This is a genomic window from Xanthomonas sp. CFBP 7698, from assembly GCF_003600855.1.
GTDB classification, from domain to species: Bacteria; Pseudomonadota; Gammaproteobacteria; order Xanthomonadales; family Xanthomonadaceae; genus Xanthomonas; species Xanthomonas cannabis.
Genome location: NZ_PRDN01000003.1, coordinates 293,564 through 312,881 on the forward strand (window position 1 = coordinate 293,564; position 19,318 = coordinate 312,881).

The following is a 19,318-nucleotide window of genomic DNA, read 5'->3' on the forward strand; positions in this document are numbered from 1 at the left end:
CAACCAGCCCGTGGTGACGGGGATGCGGCCTGGCCGCTAGCGAAACACCACCGTGCGATGTCCGTTGAGCACGATACGGTGTTCGACATGGCGGCGCACCGCGCGGGCGAGCACCAGCGATTCGGTATCGCTGCCCAGGCGCACCAGGTCGCGTGGCGTCATGGCATGGTCGACGCGCGCGACGTCCTGTTCGATGATCGGGCCTTCGTCCAGGTCTTCGGTGACGTAGTGCGCAGTGGCGCCGATGATCTTGACCCCGCGCGCGTGTGCCTGGTGATACGGCTGGGCGCCCTTGAAGCTGGGCAGGAAGCTGTGATGGATGTTGATGGCGCGCCCGGCCAGCGCGCGGCACAGGCCGGGCGAGAGGATCTGCATGTAGCGCGCCAGCACCACCAGATCGATGTGCAGATCATCCACCAACGCGAGCAGTTGCGCTTCCTGTGCGGCACGCGTGTCGGCGCTGACCGGCAGATGATGAAAGGCGATGCCGTAGGACGCTGCCAACGCTGCGAAGTCGGTGTGGTTGGAGACGACCGCGGCGATGTCTACCGGTAATTGCCGGCTGTGCATGCGGAACAGCAGATCGTTGAGGCAATGGCCCTGCTTGCTCACCAGCACCAGCAGCCGCGCGCGCCGACGCGCATCGTGCAACTGCCACGTCATCTGAAATGCGTTGGCCAACACGGCAAATCGTTGCTCCAGGCTGGCGATATCCGTGCCCGGCGGCTTGTCGAAATGCACGCGCAGGAAGAAGCGGCCGCTCTCGTCATCGCCAAATTGCTGGGCGTCGAGAATATTGCAGGCCAGATCGAACAGCAGCCCGGTGACGCGGTACACGATACCGGTGCGATCGGGGCAGGACAGGGTAAGGATGTAGTCGGAGCGCATCGGCGCAATGATAGCCAATGCATGACGCCGCTGGCGCAGTGCTTGCGTCGGTAACTGTTGCATGGTGCGGGCGTGGCGATAGCACCGGTGACGCTGCAACGCGAACGACGGTGCTGGTCGCCGCGGTGCCGCTGGCGTGACCCGAGCAGCAGCCTATCGATTGGCAAGGTGGCGGTCACACCATCACCCCGGCCCGGGCTGGAGATGACGCGCGCCGCTCAGCGCGGCGGCAGGCGCAGCATCAGGCGACGATTGATTTCATCCAGCTGCGCGAGCGAGTCTTCCACCGAGGTGTCCATCGCGTCCTGGGTGGTGATGTGCGCGCGCAGATGCGCCGGGTCGCCCAGATCACCGCGCACCAGGAACACGTTTTCGCCGACCTCGCCCAGATGACGGCTGAGCACCACGTGGTCCACCTGGTCGAAGCCATGCTGTTTTGCCAGCGGCAACAAGCGCGCGGCCATACGCTCGCTGGCCGCGTCGGTTGGCTTGTTCAATTCGGCATCGAGCACACCTACCGCCTCACGAATCTGCGCGAACAGATAATGGTCCGGATGCTCGGGATGGTCCGGGCCGACCTGGCCCTGGCTGACGACCGGCGGGGTGGTCATTGCGCGTCACCGGCACAGGCTGCTGCGCGCGAAGGGCACGCGGTGGAACCGGGCCTGTTGTGCAGGTATCGCATCGCATTCTCCGTGAAGGCGCTGGTGGTGGCCGGACCGCGTTGCGCATCGCGCAGCGCAGTGCCTGGCCGAATCGAGCAGGCACCTTAGCCGCTTGCGCAGATTGCCTCAAGCCAGCCAACACCGGGAGCGCGGCATGACGGTGTGGGGGTGCTCTGACGTGCGGTGCAGCGGCGTTGGCGTCTGCCGCGCCCGCTGCTTGGCCGCAATGCTGTGCAGATGCAGACGCGTCATTGCGCCCGGCCATGATGTTCGTTGCATTGAAGGTGCGACTGCAGCAGCGCCCTACGTTTCTTGCACCAACCCACCTCGCAGGCAGTACGCGCACTGCCGCCAGTGCGTTGTCGCCCGCGCTACGCCTGCCCCGCCCGACGTGCGGCAACTTCCGCCAGCACTGCCCAATCGGCGTTGCCGTCGCCATGGGCGATGGCCTCGTCCAGGTTGGCGCGCAGCAGTTCGCCCAGCGGCATCGGCACCTGCCTGTCGGCACCGGCCTGGATGGCCAGATCCACATCCTTGCGACCCAGCGTGGCGGTGAAGCCGGCCGGCGTGTACTGGCGTTGCATGATCAACTTGCCGTAGCCCTGATACGCGGGCGCGGCGAACAAGGTGCTGGTGAGCATGCCCAGGAACTGGGTGGCATCCACGCCGTGGCCGCGTGCGAGTGCACTGGCTTCGGCCATGGCGCCGATGGCGCTGGCCAGGCAGAAGTTGGCGGCCAGTTTGACGGCATTGGCCTGCTCGGGCGCGCTGCCGATGTGCCAGGTCTGTTGCCCCAGCACATCGAACATCGGCTGCACGCGGGCCAGCGCAGCATCATCGCCGGCAGCCAGGATGTTGAGCTTGCCTGCTGCAGCGACATCGACACGGCCGAGTACCGGCGCGGCCACATAAGCCACTCCGCGCTCGGCGTGCAGGGCGGTCAACTCGTGTGCCAGCGCCACCGAGATGGTGGCCATGTTGACGTGCACGCTGCCGGCCGGCAGCGCATCCAGCACGCCACCGTCCAGCACGGTCTGGCGCACCGCATGATCGTCGGCCAGCATCGAAAACAGCAGCGGGCCATGCGCCGCAGCCAGCGGCGCGTCCACGACGGTGGCACCGGCCTCGCGCAGCGACTGCGCGCGTTCCGGCGAGCGGTTCCACACACTCAACGCAAAGCCGCCGCGCAGCAGGTTGTGCGCCATCGGCAGGCCCATCGTGCCCAGCCCCAGAAACCCTATCGGCATGCGTTGTCCTTGTTCGGAATGGCGTTGATGGTGCGGATCAATTGGCGAACACGCCACGCGCATCGCGCGGTTCGCAGCGCAGGTATTGCGGCGCAGGCGTGACCGAGGCACCCAGCGCGGCGGCGGCATGCCACGGCCAGCGCGGGTCGTACAGGATGCCACGCGCCAGCGCGATGGCATCGGCCTGGCCGTCGCGCACAATCGCTTCGGCCTGCGCCGGTTCGGTGATCAGGCCTACGCCGATCACCGGCGTGGCGACCTGCGCCTTGATCTGCTCCGCGAACGGAATCTGATAGCCGGCCTGCACCGGAATCTGCTGACGCGGGTCCAGCCCGCCGCTGGAGACATGGATGTAGTGCGCACCGCGTGCATCCAGCGCCTTGGACAAGGCGATGCTTTGTTTCAGATCCCAGCCACCGTCCACCCAATCGGTGGCCGAAATGCGCACACCGACAGCAATGCGCGCGGACACCGCCGCGCGCACGGCGTCGAAGATGCGCAGCGTCAACCGCATGCGGTTTTCCAGCGATCCGCCATAGGTATCGCTGCGCTGGTTGCTCAGCGGCGAGAGGAACTGATGCATCAGGTAGCCATGTGCGGCATGCAACTCGATCAGGTCCAGGCCCAGGCGTTCGGCGCGTGTGGCCGCGTCCACGAAGGCGGCAACCACCGCGTCGATGCCGGCCTCGTCCAATGCCTGCGGCGCCGGTTGGCCGGCCTTGAACGGCACGGCCGAGGCAGACACCGTCTGCCAGCCATGCGCGTGATCGGGGGCGATGGCCTCGCCGCCCTTCCAGGGCAGATCGGTGGACGCCTTGCGGCCGGCATGTGCCAGCTGGATGCCGACCGGCATCGGCGACCAGCGGCGCACCGACTGCAGCACCGCGTCCAGCGCCTGCTCGGTGGCGTCGTCGTACAGGCCCAGATCGGCGTAACTGATCCGCCCTTCCGGCAGCACCGCGGCCGCTTCCAGAATCAGCAGGCCGGCACCGGATTGCGACAAGGTGCCCAGATGGATGCGATGCCAATCGCCGGCACGGCCGTCCTGTGCGGAGTACTGGCACATCGGCGCGATGACGATGCGGTTGGCGAGCGCGAGCGGGCCGAAGGCGATGGGGGTGAACAACTGGCTCAAGGCAGCATCCAGACGCAGCGTGGGGGCGCCCATTGCACTGCGCCCGGCGCTGCGACACAACCGCTGCAATGGATCACAGCGTCATGCAGAGCGCGCACTGTCGTACCTGGCCTGCGCGCTGCGCAGCGGGTCCGGCGGCTGATGCAGGAAGGCCAGCGCCTGCGCGCACGACTGCTCCACTTTCAAGGTGAGCAGATCGTCGGCGCGGGTGCGCCCGAAATTTAGCGCGGCGATCGGCAGGCCGCTGCGCGCGGCGGCCTGCACGAAGCGAAAGCCCGAATACACCATCAGCGACGAGCCCACCACCAGCACCGCATCGGCGGCCTGCAGATGCGCAAACGCGCGCTCCACCCGCTCACGCGGCACGTTCTCGCCAAAGAACACCACGTCCGGCTTGAGCACGCCGCCGCACACCGGGCACGGCGGCACCACGAAAGTGTCGAAGGCCACATCGTCCAGATCCGCGTCGCCATCGGGTGCCTGTGCGGCCTCCAGCGTGGCCCAGCCGGGGTTGGCCTGCTCCAGCAGGACCTGGAGGTCGGTCCGCGGCATGCGGCGTTCGCAGCCCATGCAACGCACCACGTCCAGACGGCCGTGCAGGTCGATCACCGCCTGACTGCCGGCAGCCTGATGCAGGCGGTCCACGTTCTGGGTCAGCAACAGTTCCAGCTGCCCGCGCGCCTCCAGTGCGGCCAGCGCGTGATGGGTAGCGTTGGGTCTGGCCTGCCCGAAGCGCGGCCAGCCGATCAGGCTGCGCGCCCAGTAGCGCTGGCGCGTGGAGAGCTCGCCCATGAAGGCCTGAAAAGTCACCGGTTGCGGACGCTTCCAGCCGCCTTGCAGATCGCGATAATCCGGGATGCCCGAATCGGTGCTGCAGCCGGCACCACTGAGCACGAACAGGCGCTGGTGGCGCTCGATGAACGCCTGCAGCGCGTCGTTGTCGTGGGCGGGAACAGCGGTCATCGAACACCTCCAATAGCCATGGGATCACGTTACGACCGCCCTGCAGGCGCTACCGGACCGCCCCCGCCCCACTGCTCGATGGCGCAGCAAAGATGCGGTGGCACGGCGCGTTGCCACCCGGCGCGGCCCAGCACGTACTACGCAACACCGACGGCGGCGGATGCACGCCGACGCCACGCCTGGTGCGTGCCCGCGCTCATAGATCTGGGGCTGCACTGGTCGATTCCAAGCAAGCGCGCAGCGCATGCTGCGCCATCATGAGAAGGCGTGCAGGCGGGACCGGCGCGGCGGGCGGTGTCGGTGGTCAGGCAGCGCCCTGCCGGCCACTGACAGCTGGGACAGCCTTCTTGACCATGCATCCTTTCGTCCGCACGCTCCCGGCGCGGGTGGGCGCAACACTCAGTGCGCAACGCCCGCCTGCTGCACGAACTGCAGCAGATCCCGGTTGAAGCGCGGGCTGTCTTCCAGAAACGGGGCGTGGCCGGCGTCCGGATACAGGTGGATCTGTGCGCGCGGCTGCAACTGGCGCGCACGTGCCAGTGTCGGTTCGCTGAGCACCAGCGCATCGCGGGCACCGTACAGCAGCAGCACCGGCAAGCGGGTGCGCTGCAGGCCGGCGACGTCGATGGACATGCCCTGCACCGCACGCTGCATGTCCCACGAGGCCAGCGCTGCATTGGCCAGCAGGGTGTCGAACACCGGCGCAGGCGGTTGGGTGGCGAAGCACAGCCGCAGGAAGTCCTGGACCGCCTGCAGATGCGTGCGCAGGTCGTCGGAGACCAGGTCGCGATAGATTGCCGGATGCGCCCCCAGCTGCTGCGCGCGTAGCTCGATCACGCCATCGACGTACACCACGCCCGCCAGGCCGCGATCGCCGTAGCGGCTCAGATAGTTGCTGATCACCGCGCCACCCAGCGACCACCCCACCAGCACCGCATTGCGGGCATCCGTGGCCTCGAGCACCGCTGCCAGATCGTCGGCCCAGCGCGCGCCGTCCCGATACGCCGATGCCGCGGTCGGTTTGCCGGACAGCCCGTGGCCGCGCAGGTCGTAGCTGATCAGCCGGTAGCCCTGCAGTTGCGGGTCGGCCAGCTGTGCATCCCAGTTGATGCGGCTGCCCAGCAGGCCGTGCACGAACACGATCGCCTGGCCGTCGGCGGCGCCATGCTCCTGCACGGCCAGGGCCACGCCATCTGGAGCAGTGACCTGGTAGCTGCGCGAGGCGGCGGTTGCAGATGGGCTTGCTGACGCGATCGCGCAGACACACAGCAGCAGGCTGGCCAGCGTGCGCTGCCACCAGCGGGCACCGGCAGGTGAAGCGGGTCGAATGGACATGGAGATGCCTTGCAGAACAGGGAAGACGGCATCGTCGGGCCTCACACCAATGTGAGGGTCAAGCGCTGCGTGCCACGTATGCTTGGCAGATGGGCACCTCTTCCACCGCTGACATGCGCATCGGCGCGCTGGCGCAGCGCACCGGCGTCAGCGTGCGCTCGCTCCGCCACTACGATGCCCAGGGCCTGCTGACGTCGTCGCGCAGCGCCAATGGCTATCGGCTGTTTGCGGCCGGCTGCGTGACGCAGGTACGCCAGATTCAACGCCTGATCGGCACCGGCTTCAGCCTGCACGACATCCGCCGGTTTCCCGATTGCATGCGGCTGGTGGAAGGCGCGCCGCTGTGCCCGGAAACCCTGCCGGCGCATCGGCAACGGCTGCAGCTGATCGAACGCCAGCTGGCCGACCTGGAACGCCGACGCGCGCGCCTGCTGGCCACCCTGTCGCAAGATCCGTCAGCGCTGGCCACGCCGCAACGCACGCAACGCAAGCGCACTCCGCCGTCGGGATGATGTGCGTTGGCCGGCCCTGGTGCACGCCGTCTCGCCGACGCTGATCACCTGCATGCCGAGCACGCGTGCGTAGAGCGCGCAGGTGGCGTCCACGTCGGCCATGGTCAATAGCAGATGATCGAGTCGCTCGATCTGCATCACTCACCTCGCGCAGGATGCGGCGCAAAGCGCCCGTAGGGTCGCGCGTCGTCCGCGCGTTGGCGCAGGACGTGTGCGGCGGCAAAGGCCAGTGCGAGCAGCGTCAGGCACATGCCGACCAGGCCAGACCAGCCGCCGTGCTGCCAGAACCAGCCGCCCAGCGCGCCGACCACGCTGGAGCCGGCGTAATACGCCAGCAGATACAGGGACGCAGCATGGCTGCGATGCGCGCCACCCAGCCGGCTCACCCACGCGCTGGCCGCCGAATGCGCGATGAAAAAGCCGATGGTCAACAACACGATGCCGGCCACCACCAGCGCCAGCACGTGCGCCAGGGTCAGCGCCACGCCCAGCACGCACAGCACGATGCCGGCGCTGACCACCGGGCCACGCCCGAACCGGTCCGAGGCCGCACCGGCCACCGACGAACTGACGATGCCGAACACGTACGCACTGAAGATCATGCCGATCTGGCTCTGGCTCAGGCCGAATTCCGGCCCGCCAAGGCGAAAGCCGGCGTAGTTGTAGAGGCTGACAAAGACGCCCATCAGCAGGAACGGCAACGCAAACAGCCACGGCAGGTTGCGGTCGCGCAGATGCCCGGCCCAGGCGCGCAGATGAAACTGCAGGTTGACGCCATGCCGGCGCACGAAGTGGCGGGAGGGCGGCAGCAGCCACACGAACGCGACAGCGCACAGCAGGTCGACCACGCTCAGCAGCGCCAATGCGGTGCGCCAATCGGTGTGGTCGGTCAGCACGCTCATTGCGATGCGCCCGGTCATGCCACCGAAGGCATTGCCGGCCACATACAGGCCGGTGGCCGCCCCCAGCTTGTTGGCCGGAAGTTCTTCGCCCAGGTACACCATTGCCACCGCTGGCACACCGCCCAACGCAATACCCGACAAGGTGCGCACCACCACCAGCGCGCCCCAGTGCGGCAGGAACGCGGCCACCAGGTTGAGCACGGCTGCCAGCGCAATGGAGGCGAACATCAGCCCGCGCCGGCCCAGGTTTTCCGACACCGCGCCAGCGCAGAAGATCGCCACCGCCAGCCCGCCGGTGGCCAGCGACAGCGGCAGCGAGGCCACCGCCGCATCCACGCCGAAGGCGCGTGCGAACTCGGGCAACACCGGCTGCACGCTGTAGAGCAGCGAGAAGGTGGCAAAGCCGGCCAGGAACAGCGCCAGACGGATGCGCAGCGTGGCGGGCGGGCCGGCGTCGGCGCCGGGGGATGGGCCGGAATTGCCGGAATTGCGTTCGGAGCAAGACACGGGAGCGCACTGGAGACCAGGGACGGCGAGTATTCGCCTGCGCCAACCCCCTGTCCAATATATGATGCTGGCAGCTTCCATATATAAAAAAGATGCCCATGGAACTGCGTCACCTGCGTTATTTCCTGGCGGTTGCCGAGGAAGGCAACTTCACCCGCGCTGCGGCGCGGGTAGGCATCGGCCAGCCGCCGCTGAGCCAGCAGATCCAGACGCTGGAACGTGAGCTGGGCACGCCGCTGTTCCGCCGCACCCACAGCGGCGCAGAGCTGACCCCGGCCGGCGAGGCCTTCCTGGGCGAAGTGCGCCGCGTGCTGGCCGACGTGGAGCGCGCCGCCGACACCGCCCGGCGCGTGGCGCGCGGAGAGTCAGGCCGGCTGCGCATGGGGTTTACCGCCTCGGCCGCGTTCAGCCCGGTGGTGCCGCGGCTGATCCGCGATTTCCGCCGGCAATGGCCGCAGGTCGAGCTGCTGCTGGAAGAAACCAACACCGCCAGCCTGCTGGTGGGCCTGGCCGATGGCCGCCTGGATGCGGCCTTCGTGCGCTACGGGCTGAGCACCCCGCCCGACCTGCAACTGCTGCGCTTTGCCGACGAGCCGATGAAGATCGCGGTGCCGGCGGCGCATCCGTTGGCCGCGCGTGCCAGCGCCCCGTTGGCGGCGCTGGCCGGCGAGCCGTTCATCCTGTTTCCGCGCAGCTTCGGGTCCAGCCTGTACGACGAAATCCTGGCCGCCTGCCGCGAATCGGGCGTGACCTTGCGCATCACCCAGGAAGCGCCGCAGATGTCGTCGATCATCAATCTGGTCGCCGCCGAACTGGGCGTGTCGGTGGTGCCCGCCTCCACCGCACAGCTGCAGCGTCCCGGCGTGCGCTACCTGGATATCGAAGGCCGCATGCCGCTGGCGCGGCTGGCGTTGGCGGTGGCACCCGGCGCGTTGGACAGCGCGCCACTGGTGCGCCATTTATGGGCGCTGGCGGAGCTGATCTGAGGCGTCGTCGGCTCTGGCGATGCAGCGCATCGGACGCATGCGTCGCGCTGGACGAGCGCAGCGGTGCCGCACCTGGCTGCCGACCAGCGCAGCATGGCTTGACCTCAACTGCGATTGAGGTTGTCCAATGCAGGCCCCTCACCGATCTTGAGTGCCATGCATCTTCGTCACCTTGTGCTGCCCTGCCTGGATCCCGACCTCACCCTGCGGTTTTACCGCGATGTGCTGCAGCAACCGTCGCACGGCACTACCGTGCGTATCGGGTGGAGCACGCTGGAATGCGTGCAGGCCCAGCAACCGGTGGGCAGCGTGCACCTGGCCTTCAACGTGGCCCCATCGCGCTTCGAGGCAGCCGCGCACTGGATCGGCGCGCGCGCCAGCCTGCTGGGCGATTCGCAAGGTCGCCGGCATTTCGCTCTGGACGGCCCGTGGCAATCGCAGTCGGTGTATTTCGCCGGCCCCGATGGTGCGGTGCTGGAGTTGATCGCACGCGATGCCTTGCAGGATGCGCCGGCCGGCACCGGCCAGTTCCACGGCGAAGAGCTGCTGTGCCTGAGCGAAATCGGGTTACCCAGCGACAATGTCGAGGTGGTGACACGCAGCGTTGCGCATCACTTTGGCCTGCAGCCATTCGCTCAACCCGTGGAGGGCTTTGCCGCATTGGGCGATGACCACGGCTTGTTGATCGTGGTCGACCAGCGCCGGCGGTGGTTTCCGCAACAACGGCAGCTGCCCTGGGCCGACGGTCTGCGCATCAGCGTGGACACGCCGCAACCGGGCCTGCGCCTGCGCGATGCGCAAGGGTGGGAATTGCTGGCGGCGTGAGCCGCCGCGCTGCCCCGCTCATGCAGCGCTGGCCGGCGCCGGCAACCGGAAAAACGCGCGTGCCGCCGCAGTGCTGTTGGCGGCGGTCACGGCCACTGCTTCGCCGCGGTCGCGCGCCAGTTCTTCCACGATATGCGCCAGATACATCGGCTCGTTGCGACGGTCCTTGGGCAGGGGCTTGAGCGTGCGCGGCAGCAGGTAGGGCGCGTCGGTTTCGATCATCAACCGGTTGGCCGGGATGTTGCGCACCAGCTCGCGCAAGTGCGCGCCACGGCGCTCATCGCATAGCCAACCGGTGATGCCGATGTAGTAGTCGCGGTCCAGATAGGCAAACAGTTCCTCGCGCGTGCCGGTGAAGCAATGCACCACCGCCGCACCCAGCTTGCCGTCGAAGCTGCGCATGATCGACAGGAAGTCGTCATGCGCATCGCGCTGATGCAGGAACAGCGGCTTGCCGTTGTCGGCGGCCAGTTGCAGCTGGCGTTCGAAGGCCTTGTGCTGGGCCGGGCGCGGTGCGAAATCGCGGAAGTAATCCAGCCCGCACTCGCCCACCGCCACCACCTGCGGATGTGCCTGCAGGGTGCGCATTTCCACTTCGCATTCGGCGGTGAATTCCACTGCGTGATGCGGGTGCACGCCCGCGGTGGCGTAGAGGAATCCGGGGTGTTGTTGCGCCAGTTGCAGGGCTAATGGCGAATGCTCGCGGCTGGCACCGGTGATCACCAACTGCGTCACACCGGCATCGCGTGCGCGTTGCAGTACGGCATCGCGGTCGCGGTCGAAGGAGTCGTGGGTGAGGTTGGCGCCGATATCGATCAACTGCATGCTGCGGTGTCGCCTGAAAGAGCAGGTGTGATTGTACTGGGTGGACGTTGCCCTCACTGGGTGCACGTTGCCCTCATCCGCCCTGCGGGCACCTTCTCCCGCAGGCGGGAGAAGGGAGATCTGCAACGGGATCGGCATGCGGCCAGCGGTACCTGCATGCCATCGGCCTGCACGAACGCACGGCCTTTCCCCTCTCCCGCCTGCGGGAGAGGGGCAGGAGTGAGAGCCGCGTGCGCAACGCACTCACCCCACCACCGGCGCCGCCCCGGCTGCACCAACGCACGGCCGTTCCCCTCTCCCGCCTGCGGGAGAGGGGCAGGGGTGAGGGCCGCGTGCGCAACACACTCACCCCACCACCGGCGCCGCCCCGGCCGCACGAACGCACGCCTCTCCCCTCTCCCGCCTGCGGGAGAGGGCCAGGGATGAGAGCCGCTTGCGCAACACACTCACCCCATCACAGGCACCGCCTCGGCCGCACGAACGCACGGCCTTTCCCTCTCCCGCCTGCGGGAGAGGGGCAGGAGTGAGAGCCGCGTGCGCAACACACTCACCCCATCACAGGCACCGCCTAGGCCGCACGAACGCACGCCTTTCCCCTCTCCCGCCTGCGGGAGAGGGGCAGGGGTGAGGGCCGCTTGCGCAACGCACTCACCCGCCACAGCCACCGCCTCGCCGCACGAACGCACGCCTTTCCCCTCTCCCGCCTGCGGGAGAGGGGCAGGGGTGAGGGCCGCTTGCGCAACACACTCACCCCATCACAGGCACCGCCTAGGCCGCACGAACGCACGCCTTTCCCCTCGCCCGCCTGCGGGAGAGGGGCAGGGGTGAGGGCCGCTTGCGCAACACACTCACCCCACCGCCGGCACTGCCATCGCATCGATCTTCGCAGCCAGTGCCTGGATCGCCAGCTGCGCCGAGCGCGAGAGCTGCCGTTGCGGGGCCACGCACAGCGCCAGCGTCATCGGTTTGGTCAGGTGCTGGCGGAACGGCACGAAGGCCAGGCGTCCGTCGGCCACATCCGGGGCGGCATCCAGCCACGACATCAGGCCCACGCCGGCACCGGCGCGCACCAGGCCGCGCAGGGTGCGCACGTCGTTGCAGTGGGTGAGCCGCTTCACGTCGATATGCTGGCGCTGGTACAGCACCTTGGCATGCTCGCCGACAATCAGCGGGGCGGCCGGCAGCAGCAGGCGGTGCTCGAGCGTCTCGCTGAGCTGCAACTCGCTGCGGGTGCTCAACGGGTGGCCCACCGGCATCGCAATCCCTAACGGGATATCGGCAAACGCGCGCACTTCCAGGTCCACGCTGCTCACCGGGTCCAGCAGCAGTCCGATATCCACATCGGCCGAGGTCACCATTTCCATCACCCGCTGGTTACGCGCGGTGGACAGGTTGAAGGTGATGCCGGGGTACTCCTGCACCAGCGCGGCCACTGCCGCCGGCACCACGCCTTCGCTGAGCGCATCGATCATGGCGATCTCCACATGCCCGCGGCGCAGCCCCTTGAGCTCGTCGAAGCGCTCCAGGGTACGGGCGTAGGCCTTCTCCCAGCCGCGCACGTCCACCAGCAACAGCTCGCCGGCAGCCGTGAGCCGCAGCCGGCCCGGCAGGCGCTCGAACAACTGCGCGCCCAGCTCTTCCTCGGCCTTGAGGATCTGCCGGTCGATCGCCGAGGCCGACACGTGCAGCACCTCGGAGGCCTTGCGGATGCTGCCGCAGCGGGCCACTTCGATGAAGTACCGGGTGAAGCGGGAGAAGGTCAGCATGCGGCATGGCTCGGTTGGCGTTGCATTTTTTGCAATGGCTTGGCGGAAAAACGATGTTTGATCACACACCCCCGGCTTCCTAGAGTCAATCCGGCACCGCTCCCGCCTCATGCCAGAGACCGCCCCATGGATGTCGCCGTCCCCGCCCTGCCGCTGCATTGCACCTTCGAGGCCGCCGACTGGCAGCGCCTGGCCCAGCACTGGCATGCGGTGGCGCTGAGCAGCGAGGTGAGCGAAGCGCCGTTCAAGGCCACCCTGCTGGACGAGCCGCTGGTGCTGTACCGGCTGGGCGAGGAATTGGTGGCCGCGCGCGATGTCTGCCCGCACCGCGGCGTGCCGCTGAGCATGGGCACGGCCGATGGCGGCGGCGTGGTGTGCGCCTACCACGGGCTGCGCTTCGGCAGCGGTGGGCGCTGCAACCACATTCCGGCCAGCCCCAGCCAGAACATCCCGGCCAAGATGCGCCTGCACACCTACGCGGTGGCCGAGCGCTACGGGCTGATCTGGGTGTGCCTGTCCAGACCGGCCGGGGTGAGCGAGGCCGAGGTGCAGATCCCGCCGATGCCGGGCTGGGACGAAGAGGGCTTCCAGCAGATCGTGTGCCCGGCCTTCGACATCGGCGGCAGCGCCGCACGCCAGCTCGAAGGCTTCATCGACGTGGCGCATTTCGCCTTCGTGCACACCGCCACCTTCGCCCAGCCGGACAAGCGCGAAGTGCCGGCCTACACCACGACCGAAACGCCGACCGGCTTCAACGCCGATTACCTCAGCAATGTGGCCAATTATTCGGTGGACATGCCGCTGCCGGACGTGGACCCCGACTTCCAGTGGCTACGCCATTTCGAAGTGCATCTGCCGTTTACCGCCACGCTCACCATCCATTTTCCGGTGCCGGGCAAGCGGCTGGTGATCATGAACGCGGCCAGCCCGGTGTCCAAGCACAAGACCCGCCTGCTGGTGCCGATCGCGCGCAATTTCGACACCCATCTGCCGGTGGAAGACGTGCATGCGTTCAACCTGCGCGTATTCGAAGAAGACCGCGCCATGGTGGAAGCGCAGCGGCCGGAATACCTGCCGCTGGACCCGCTGCTGGAAGTGCACATCCCGGCCGACCGCAGTTCCATCGCCTATCGCCGTGGCCTGCGCGGCCAGGGCTACAGCGACTTCTTCCTGCGTTGACCGCCAAGGATCACGCCATGAGCCTGCATGAAGTGCGCGTTGCCGCGGTCATCGACCAGGGCCATCGCCAGCGCGCGATCCGATTGGAGCCGATCGATGCCGAACTGCCCGCCTTCGAGGCCGGCGCGCATGTAGACCTGCATCTGCCGGACGGCATGATCCGCCAGTATTCGATCGCCAGCGCACCGCATGTGCGCGATCACTACCTGTTGTGCGTCAAGTTGGCCGACGCCTCGCGCGGCGGGTCACGGCACCTGTGCGAGCAGCTCAGCACCGGCGACCGCCTGCAGATTTCCAGCCCGCGCAACCTGTTTCCGTTGCATGCGGGCGAACGGCACGTGCTGCTGGCCGCCGGCATCGGCATCACCCCGCTGCTGTCGATGGCCGAAGCGCTGGAAGCGCGCGGCGAGCCCTTCGTGCTGCATTACTACGTGCGCCGGCATACCGATGTGGCGTTTTCGCAGCGCCTGCAGCAAGGCTTTCTGCACGGCCAGGTGCAGATGCACCTGAGCGATGGCGGGCAAAGCCCGCGCGTGCATGTGCCCGAGGAACTCGGACAGGCGCGCGCGCACGACCAACTGTATCTGTGCGGGCCGGCGGCGTTCATGGACCACTTCACGCAGCTTGCCAAGACCCATGGCTGGCGCGCGGCGCAGGTGCACCGCGAGCACTTTGCCGCCGCCGACCCGGGGCTTGCACACGATGCCGATCACGCCTTCGAAGTGGAGCTGGCTGCCAGCGGCCGTGTGGTACAGGTGCCGGCCGATTGCAGCATTGCCAGCGCGCTGCTGAATGCCGGCATCGAGGTGCCGTTGTCGTGCGAGCAGGGCATGTGCGGCGCCTGCCTGACCGGCGTGGTCGCCGGCACACCGGATCACCGCGACAGCGTGCTCAGCGACAGCGAACGCGCCAGCAATGCGCAGATCACCCTGTGCTGCTCGCGCAGCCGCTCGCCGCGCCTGGTGCTGGATCTGTGAGTGCGTGACCGGCCTGCGGGCCAGGGCCACCCTGCAGGTCGACCGGCAGCGCAGGCGCGAGTGGCTGCCGCAGATGTCTGGCGGCATGGGCAGGCCCGGCTACGCTGCCGACCACGCAAGGTGGCAAACCGGCACGCGCAGTGCAAGATGAGCGGCCCGCGCGGTGTGCCTGCGCGGGTTGTCCCTGCATCGAAGAGAGTCTGCTGATGGTTGCCTGTTCGTTCGTCACCCTGTGGCCTGCCGAGGGCGCACGCTGATGCGCTGGCCCGGATTCGCCCTTGCTGCCAATGCCAGCACCCCGCGCACGGAAGTGCTGGCCGGTGCCACCACGTTCCTGACGATGGCCTACATCGTCTTCGTCAACCCCGACATCCTGGCCACCACCGGCATGGACCACGGCGCGGTGTTCGTGGCGACCTGCCTGGCCGCCGCACTGGGCTCGCTGCTGATGGGCGTGCTGGCCAATTACCCCATCGGCATGGCGCCGGGCATGGGCTTGAATGCGTTTTTCGCCTTCACCGTGGTGGGCACGCTGGGCTACAGCTGGCAACAGACGCTGGGGCTGGTGTTTGTCTCAGGCTGCGTGTTCCTGCTGCTCACCGTCACTGGCGCGCGGCGCTGGCTGGTGGATGGCATCCCGCCGACCTTGCGCAGCGCGATCGCTGCCGGCATCGGCCTGTTTCTGGCATTGATCGGCCTGCAGAAGGCCGGGCTGGTGGTGGCGCATCCGCAGACGCTGGTGACCCTGGGCGACCTGCACCGGCCCGAGCCGCTGCTGGCGCTGGCAGGGTTGCTGCTGATCGGGGTGCTGGACGTCCGTCGCGTGCGGGGTGCGATGCTGCTCGGCATCCTGGCGGTCACCGCCGCGGCACTGGCGCTTGGCCTGGTGCACTACCAGGGCCTGCTGTCGCTGCCGCCCAGCCTGGCGCCGACCTTGCTGCAGCTGGATATCGCCGGTGCGCTGCACGGCCATGGTGGCAGCGGCGCGCTCACCGCCGTGCTGCATGTGGTGCTGGTGTTCGTGCTGGTGGAAATGTTCGATGCCACCGGCACCTTGATGGGCGTGGCGCAGCGCGCCGGCCTGCTGCGTACCGAGGCCCAACGCCGCCAGTTCGACCGCGCCCTGCTGGCCGACAGCACTGCCATCCTGGCCGGCTCTCTCCTCGGCACCTCCAGCACCACCGCCTACGTGGAAAGCGCGGCCGGCGTGCAGGTGGGCGGGCGCACCGGCCTGACCGCACTGGTGGTCGCGGCATTGTTTCTGCTCGCGTTGCTGTTCTCGCCGCTGGCCGCCATGGTGCCGGCCTACGCCACCGCACCGGCACTGATCTATCTGGCTTCGGTGATGCTGCGCGAATGCACGCAGATCCCGTGGGACGATATCAGCGAAGCCTTGCCGGCGGCCATCTGCATGCTCGCCATGCCGCTCACCTACTCCATCGCCACCGGCCTGGCCCTTGGGTTCATCACCTATGCGGTGCTCAAGCTCGGCAGCGGCCGCTGGCGCGCCGTGCATCCGGCCACCTGGGCCATCGCCGGCCTGTTCGTACTGCGCCATGCGCTGGAATGAGGCCGCTGCCGCACCGCGTATACCGCCATTTTTCTGGCCACGCGAGACGCGGCACGTTGCATCACGCACTGCAGCGCCACGGCGCCGCCCCCTTTTTCTCAGAGCCCACCGCATGCCCCGTCTTCATCGTTATCTACTCCTGTCCGTGTGCGCGGTGCTGCCGAACGTAGCGCTCGCACGCCCTGCGCAAACACCGGCGCAACAACGCCAGACGCAGGTGGCGCAGCTGTTCCAGGCCGCTGCCTCGCAACCAGCGCAGCTGCGCGCGTTGTTGCAGGCCATGCCCAAGGGCGGCGACCTGCACAATCACTTGTCCGGCTCGGTGTATGCCGAGGACTATCTGCAATGGGCCAGTGATGATGGTGCCTGCGTGCAGCTGGACGACCTGAGCCTGCGGGCCCCGCCGTGCGGCAAGGGGCAGCAGCCGGCCAGCGGCCTGGCCACACGCGATGCTGCGTTGTACGGGCGGGTGGTCGATGCGCTGTCGATGCGCAAGTTCGTCCCCAGCCCCGCGCAACCCACCGGGCATGGCCAGTTCTTCGGCACCTTTGGCAAGTTCGACGCGGTGGTACGCGCGCACGTGGCCGACACCGTGGCCGCGGTACTCGACCACGCCGCCCGCGACCGTGTGCCGTACGTGGAGATCATCGCCAACCCGCCGCAGATGGACCAGGCCGCCAAGCGCATGCAGGCGCTGCCCTGGAATGGCGATGACGATGCTGCGAACCTACGCGCCCTGCAGGATGCTTTGCCGGCACTGGTGCAGGCCGCGCAACGCGAGCTGGCCGCCACCGACACGCAGGTCCGCCGCGTGCTGCGCTGCGACCAGGCCGATGCCCGTCCCGGCTGCAGGGTTTCCTATCGCTACGTGCCGTATGTGTTGCGCGTGCTGCCGCAGCCGATGGTGTTCGGGCAGATGGCACTGGCCCACGCGCTGATCGCCGCCGGTGGCAGTCGCGCGGTTGCAGTGAACATCGTCGCCCCCGAAGACAACCCGGTGGCAGTGGCCGATTACACCCGGCATATGGCGATGTTCCGCTTCTTTGCCGCGCACTATCCGGGCGTGCCGCTGTCCCTGCATGCCGGCGAGCTGACGCTGGGGCTGGTGCCGCCTGCGCACTTGCGCACGCACATCCGCCAGGCGGTGGATGTTGGCGCGCGCCGGATCGGGCACGGCGTGGACCTGCCCTACGAAGACGATGCCCAGGCGCTGCTGCAACAGATGCACAGCAAGCAGGTGGCGGTGGAGATCAACCTCACCAGCAACGATGTGATTCTTGGCATCAAGGGCGCCGCGCACCCGTTGTCGATGTATCTGCACGCCGGCGTCCCGGTGGTGCTGTCCACCGACGATGCCGGCGTCTCGCGCGCAGACATGACCCATGAATATCAACGCGCCATGCAGGAGCAAGGCATCGACTACCCAACGCTCAAGCAGCTGGCACGCAATGGCCTGACCTACAGCTTCCTGCCCGGCGCCAGCCTGTGGAATGCAGATGGTGCAGCTGCGCCGGCCTGCGCCTCTGCCTTGCAGAGCGAAACCGACGACGCCGCGTGCCAGGCATTTCGCCAGGGCAGCGAGAAGGCACGGCTGCAATGGCAGCTGGACGCCGACCTGGCACAGTACGAGCGCACGCTATTGCGGCAACAGCACGCTGGCGCATGACAGGTAGGAGCGCGCTCGTGCGCGATGAAGCGTTACCGGCAACGCCATCCGCGCGCAAGCGCACTCCTACACAGGCAACGTCCCGCTCCCTCTCCGCTGCAATGCACTCAACCCACACGACCAACGCGCAATGACTTCCCCACACACCGCCCCATCCAAACGCCGCGTCATTCTCGAAGACGATATCGACGGCTTCACGCCTGCGCAGCTGCTGTTGCTGCAATCGCCCGAGGTCGAGGTGCTGGGCATCAGCGCCGTAAGCGGCAATATCTGGCGCGATGAAGTGCTGGCCCACACCTGCCGGCTGCTGGAACTGGCCGGCCATCCGCAGATTCCGGTGCTGCCCGGCCCGGTGCATCCGCTGCTCAACAGCGAGCTGGCCACCGAACGCTGGGAAGCGCTGTACGGCAAGTTGGTGTGGAAAGGTGCGTGGACCAAGCACTGGGTGGAGGACGACACCGTGCAAAGTGCACCGCGCTATCACGCGCACGACGTGGTGCCGGATCTGCCGCTGGGCAATCCCGGCGTGGTGCGCCCCAGCGACGAGCCGGCCGCGTTGTTCATGCTGCGCATGGTGCGCCAGTACCCGGGCGAAGTGAGCATCATTGCCACCGGCCCGTTGACCAATCTGGCCCTTGCCCAATCGCTGGACCCGGCGTTTGCCACGCTCGCGCGCGAGCTGGTGTACATGGGCGGCAGCCTCAATCCGCGGCAGCAGCGCAACAGCGTCAGTGCACGGCAGTTCGCGCGCGAATTCGTCAACTCGCCCCGCCGTGAATTCAATATCCGCTGGGACCCGGAGGCCGCCAGCATCGTCATGCGCGCACCGTGGCGCCAGATCACCATGGTGCCGGTCGACCCCTCCACCGCCACCGAACTGACGCCTGAGTTGCTGGCGCGCATGAGCGCGGCCGACACCACCATTGGGCATGCGTTGCGCCGGCGCGAGCCTGGCTTTCCGATGTGGGATGAACTGGCCACGGCAGTGTGGTTGCAGCCGGCGTTGGCCACGCAGGTGGAGACGCTCTATGTCGACGCCAATACCGCCTTCGATGCCGGATATGGCGACATCCTGTCGTGGGCACCGGGCTACCAGCCGGGCCTGGGCGAGCAGGCGCAACGCGTGGTGCATGCGGTGGATGTGCAGGCATTCGAGCAGTTGTTGATCGACCGCCTCACTGCGCCGCAGCCGCCAGCAGTCGGGTTGCCATTACCCCTTCTCCCACCGGGAGAAGCTGCCCGAAGGGCGGATGAGGGTACGCCAGCCGGTAAATGGGAGGCCACTTGAGTACGAAAACGAGCCAGCTCAATGAGCAGCCGACACACCTCCACCTCCCGGGGCACCCTCACCGCAACCCCCGCTCCGCGCC

General features: G+C 67.9%; 17 protein-coding genes and 1 pseudogene. 8 read left to right on the top strand and 10 right to left on the bottom strand.

The window, feature by feature from the left end; all coding sequences use genetic code 11:
- Positions 1–36 precede the first annotated feature (36 nt).
- From purU to XnspCFBP7698_RS15105, 6 genes are all read right to left on the bottom strand, one after another.
- The gene (gene purU / locus XnspCFBP7698_RS15080) at positions 37–888 is read right to left on the bottom strand and encodes a formyltetrahydrofolate deformylase (RefSeq protein ID WP_166743801.1); all 852 of its coding nucleotides are present in this window, start codon (positions 886–888) and stop codon (positions 37–39) included.
- A 218-nt stretch (positions 889–1,106) separates the two neighbouring features.
- Positions 1,107–1,499 carry an XVIPCD domain-containing protein gene (locus XnspCFBP7698_RS15085; RefSeq protein ID WP_039411022.1) on the bottom strand — a complete coding sequence of 131 codons (393 nt, stop codon included), beginning with the start codon at positions 1,497–1,499 and terminating at the stop codon, positions 1,107–1,109.
- Between the two features lie 425 nt (positions 1,500–1,924).
- Positions 1,925–2,800 carry an NAD(P)-dependent oxidoreductase gene (locus tag XnspCFBP7698_RS15090; RefSeq protein ID WP_039411023.1) on the bottom strand — a complete coding sequence of 292 codons (876 nt, stop codon included), beginning with the start codon at positions 2,798–2,800 and terminating at the stop codon, positions 1,925–1,927.
- A 37-nt stretch (positions 2,801–2,837) separates the two neighbouring features.
- Positions 2,838–3,968: an NADH:flavin oxidoreductase/NADH oxidase gene (locus XnspCFBP7698_RS15095; RefSeq protein WP_199680183.1), complete on the bottom strand. Its 1,131-nt coding sequence runs from the start codon at positions 3,966–3,968 to the stop codon at positions 2,838–2,840.
- Between the two features lie 48 nt (positions 3,969–4,016).
- Complete coding sequence (locus tag XnspCFBP7698_RS15100; protein WP_104579387.1) at positions 4,017–4,898, bottom strand: NAD-dependent protein deacetylase; 882 nt, start codon at positions 4,896–4,898, stop codon at positions 4,017–4,019.
- Positions 4,899–5,297: 399 nt separating this feature from the next.
- Positions 5,298–6,233, bottom strand: a complete 936-nt coding sequence (locus XnspCFBP7698_RS15105; RefSeq protein ID WP_104579388.1) for an alpha/beta hydrolase — start codon at positions 6,231–6,233, stop codon at positions 5,298–5,300.
- A gap of 89 nt (positions 6,234–6,322) precedes the next feature.
- Between XnspCFBP7698_RS15105 and XnspCFBP7698_RS15110 the strand changes: the two genes are divergently transcribed.
- Positions 6,323–6,745, top strand: a complete 423-nt coding sequence (locus XnspCFBP7698_RS15110; RefSeq protein WP_199680184.1) for a MerR family transcriptional regulator — start codon at positions 6,323–6,325, stop codon at positions 6,743–6,745.
- 30 nt (positions 6,746–6,775) lie between these two features.
- On the opposite strand, the pseudogene XnspCFBP7698_RS15115 reads toward XnspCFBP7698_RS15110, so the two are convergent.
- Positions 6,776–6,883 (bottom strand): annotated as a pseudogene (locus XnspCFBP7698_RS15115) (VOC family protein); the annotation flags it as partial.
- Positions 6,883–8,154 (bottom strand): MFS transporter, encoded by a 1,272-nt coding sequence (locus tag XnspCFBP7698_RS15120; RefSeq protein WP_199680186.1) that lies wholly within the window; start codon positions 8,152–8,154, stop codon positions 6,883–6,885. The pseudogene XnspCFBP7698_RS15115 and the gene XnspCFBP7698_RS15120, both read right to left, overlap by 1 nt.
- Before the next feature lie 98 nt (positions 8,155–8,252).
- Between XnspCFBP7698_RS15120 and XnspCFBP7698_RS15125 the strand changes: the two genes are divergently transcribed.
- Complete coding sequence (locus XnspCFBP7698_RS15125) at positions 8,253–9,140, top strand: LysR family transcriptional regulator (protein ID WP_039566088.1); 888 nt, start codon at positions 8,253–8,255, stop codon at positions 9,138–9,140.
- Positions 9,141–9,296: 156 nt separating this feature from the next.
- Positions 9,297–9,965 carry a hypothetical protein gene (locus XnspCFBP7698_RS15130; protein ID WP_199680188.1) on the top strand — a complete coding sequence of 223 codons (669 nt, stop codon included), beginning with the start codon at positions 9,297–9,299 and terminating at the stop codon, positions 9,963–9,965.
- Positions 9,966–9,983: 18 nt separating this feature from the next.
- On the opposite strand, the gene XnspCFBP7698_RS15135 is transcribed toward XnspCFBP7698_RS15130, so the two are convergent.
- Together XnspCFBP7698_RS15135 and XnspCFBP7698_RS15140 are read right to left on the bottom strand one after the other, a co-directional pair.
- Entirely contained in the window at positions 9,984–10,790 is an 807-nt protein-coding gene (locus tag XnspCFBP7698_RS15135; protein WP_047694503.1) for a TatD family hydrolase, read from the bottom strand.
- A gap of 848 nt (positions 10,791–11,638) precedes the next feature.
- Positions 11,639–12,556 (bottom strand): LysR family transcriptional regulator, encoded by a 918-nt coding sequence (locus XnspCFBP7698_RS15140; protein ID WP_104579391.1) that lies wholly within the window; start codon positions 12,554–12,556, stop codon positions 11,639–11,641.
- A 126-nt stretch (positions 12,557–12,682) separates the two neighbouring features.
- Here XnspCFBP7698_RS15140 and XnspCFBP7698_RS15145 point away from each other — a divergent pair, with 126 nt between their 5' ends.
- The 5 genes from XnspCFBP7698_RS15145 (at position 12,683) to XnspCFBP7698_RS15165 (ending at position 19,236) form a co-directional block, all read left to right on the top strand.
- Positions 12,683–13,735 carry an aromatic ring-hydroxylating dioxygenase subunit alpha gene (locus XnspCFBP7698_RS15145; protein WP_104579392.1) on the top strand — a complete coding sequence of 351 codons (1,053 nt, stop codon included), beginning with the start codon at positions 12,683–12,685 and terminating at the stop codon, positions 13,733–13,735.
- Between the two features lie 17 nt (positions 13,736–13,752).
- Positions 13,753–14,712 (top strand): PDR/VanB family oxidoreductase, encoded by a 960-nt coding sequence (locus XnspCFBP7698_RS15150; protein WP_184368873.1) that lies wholly within the window; start codon positions 13,753–13,755, stop codon positions 14,710–14,712.
- Positions 14,713–14,968: 256 nt separating this feature from the next.
- Positions 14,969–16,282 carry an NCS2 family permease gene (locus XnspCFBP7698_RS15155; protein WP_104579394.1) on the top strand — a complete coding sequence of 438 codons (1,314 nt, stop codon included), beginning with the start codon at positions 14,969–14,971 and terminating at the stop codon, positions 16,280–16,282.
- A 112-nt stretch (positions 16,283–16,394) separates the two neighbouring features.
- Positions 16,395–17,948: an adenosine deaminase gene (locus XnspCFBP7698_RS15160; protein WP_123137558.1), complete on the top strand. Its 1,554-nt coding sequence runs from the start codon at positions 16,395–16,397 to the stop codon at positions 17,946–17,948.
- Between the two features lie 130 nt (positions 17,949–18,078).
- Entirely contained in the window at positions 18,079–19,236 is a 1,158-nt protein-coding gene (locus XnspCFBP7698_RS15165; RefSeq protein WP_123137559.1) for a nucleoside hydrolase, read from the top strand.
- Positions 19,237–19,318: the final 82 nt, after the last annotated feature.

What these genes read in the sequence shown, in the direction of transcription:
- XnspCFBP7698_RS15105 (WP_104579388.1), bottom strand. Translation starts at nt 6,233, where the DNA reads ATGTCCATTCGACCCGCTTCACCTGCCGGTGCCCGCTGGTGGCAGCGC.
- XnspCFBP7698_RS15145 (WP_104579392.1), top strand. Translation starts at nt 12,683, where the DNA reads ATGGATGTCGCCGTCCCCGCCCTGCCGCTGCATTGCACCTTCGAGGCC.
- XnspCFBP7698_RS15130 (WP_199680188.1), top strand. Translation starts at nt 9,297, where the DNA reads ATGCATCTTCGTCACCTTGTGCTGCCCTGCCTGGATCCCGACCTCACC.
- XnspCFBP7698_RS15100 (WP_104579387.1), bottom strand. Translation starts at nt 4,898, where the DNA reads ATGACCGCTGTTCCCGCCCACGACAACGACGCGCTGCAGGCGTTCATC.
- XnspCFBP7698_RS15085 (WP_039411022.1), bottom strand. Translation starts at nt 1,499, where the DNA reads ATGACCACCCCGCCGGTCGTCAGCCAGGGCCAGGTCGGCCCGGACCAT.
- XnspCFBP7698_RS15090 (WP_039411023.1), bottom strand. Translation starts at nt 2,800, where the DNA reads ATGCCGATAGGGTTTCTGGGGCTGGGCACGATGGGCCTGCCGATGGCG.
- XnspCFBP7698_RS15110 (WP_199680184.1), top strand. Translation starts at nt 6,323, where the DNA reads ATGGGCACCTCTTCCACCGCTGACATGCGCATCGGCGCGCTGGCGCAG.
- XnspCFBP7698_RS15140 (WP_104579391.1), bottom strand. Translation starts at nt 12,556, where the DNA reads ATGCTGACCTTCTCCCGCTTCACCCGGTACTTCATCGAAGTGGCCCGC.
- XnspCFBP7698_RS15155 (WP_104579394.1), top strand. Translation starts at nt 14,969, where the DNA reads ATGCGCTGGCCCGGATTCGCCCTTGCTGCCAATGCCAGCACCCCGCGC.
- purU (WP_166743801.1), bottom strand. Translation starts at nt 888, where the DNA reads ATGCGCTCCGACTACATCCTTACCCTGTCCTGCCCCGATCGCACCGGT.
- XnspCFBP7698_RS15125 (WP_039566088.1), top strand. Translation starts at nt 8,253, where the DNA reads ATGGAACTGCGTCACCTGCGTTATTTCCTGGCGGTTGCCGAGGAAGGC.
- XnspCFBP7698_RS15150 (WP_184368873.1), top strand. Translation starts at nt 13,753, where the DNA reads ATGAGCCTGCATGAAGTGCGCGTTGCCGCGGTCATCGACCAGGGCCAT.
- XnspCFBP7698_RS15135 (WP_047694503.1), bottom strand. Translation starts at nt 10,790, where the DNA reads ATGCAGTTGATCGATATCGGCGCCAACCTCACCCACGACTCCTTCGAC.
- XnspCFBP7698_RS15095 (WP_199680183.1), bottom strand. Translation starts at nt 3,968, where the DNA reads ATGGGCGCCCCCACGCTGCGTCTGGATGCTGCCTTGAGCCAGTTGTTC.
- XnspCFBP7698_RS15160 (WP_123137558.1), top strand. Translation starts at nt 16,395, where the DNA reads ATGCCCCGTCTTCATCGTTATCTACTCCTGTCCGTGTGCGCGGTGCTG.
- XnspCFBP7698_RS15165 (WP_123137559.1), top strand. Translation starts at nt 18,079, where the DNA reads ATGACTTCCCCACACACCGCCCCATCCAAACGCCGCGTCATTCTCGAA.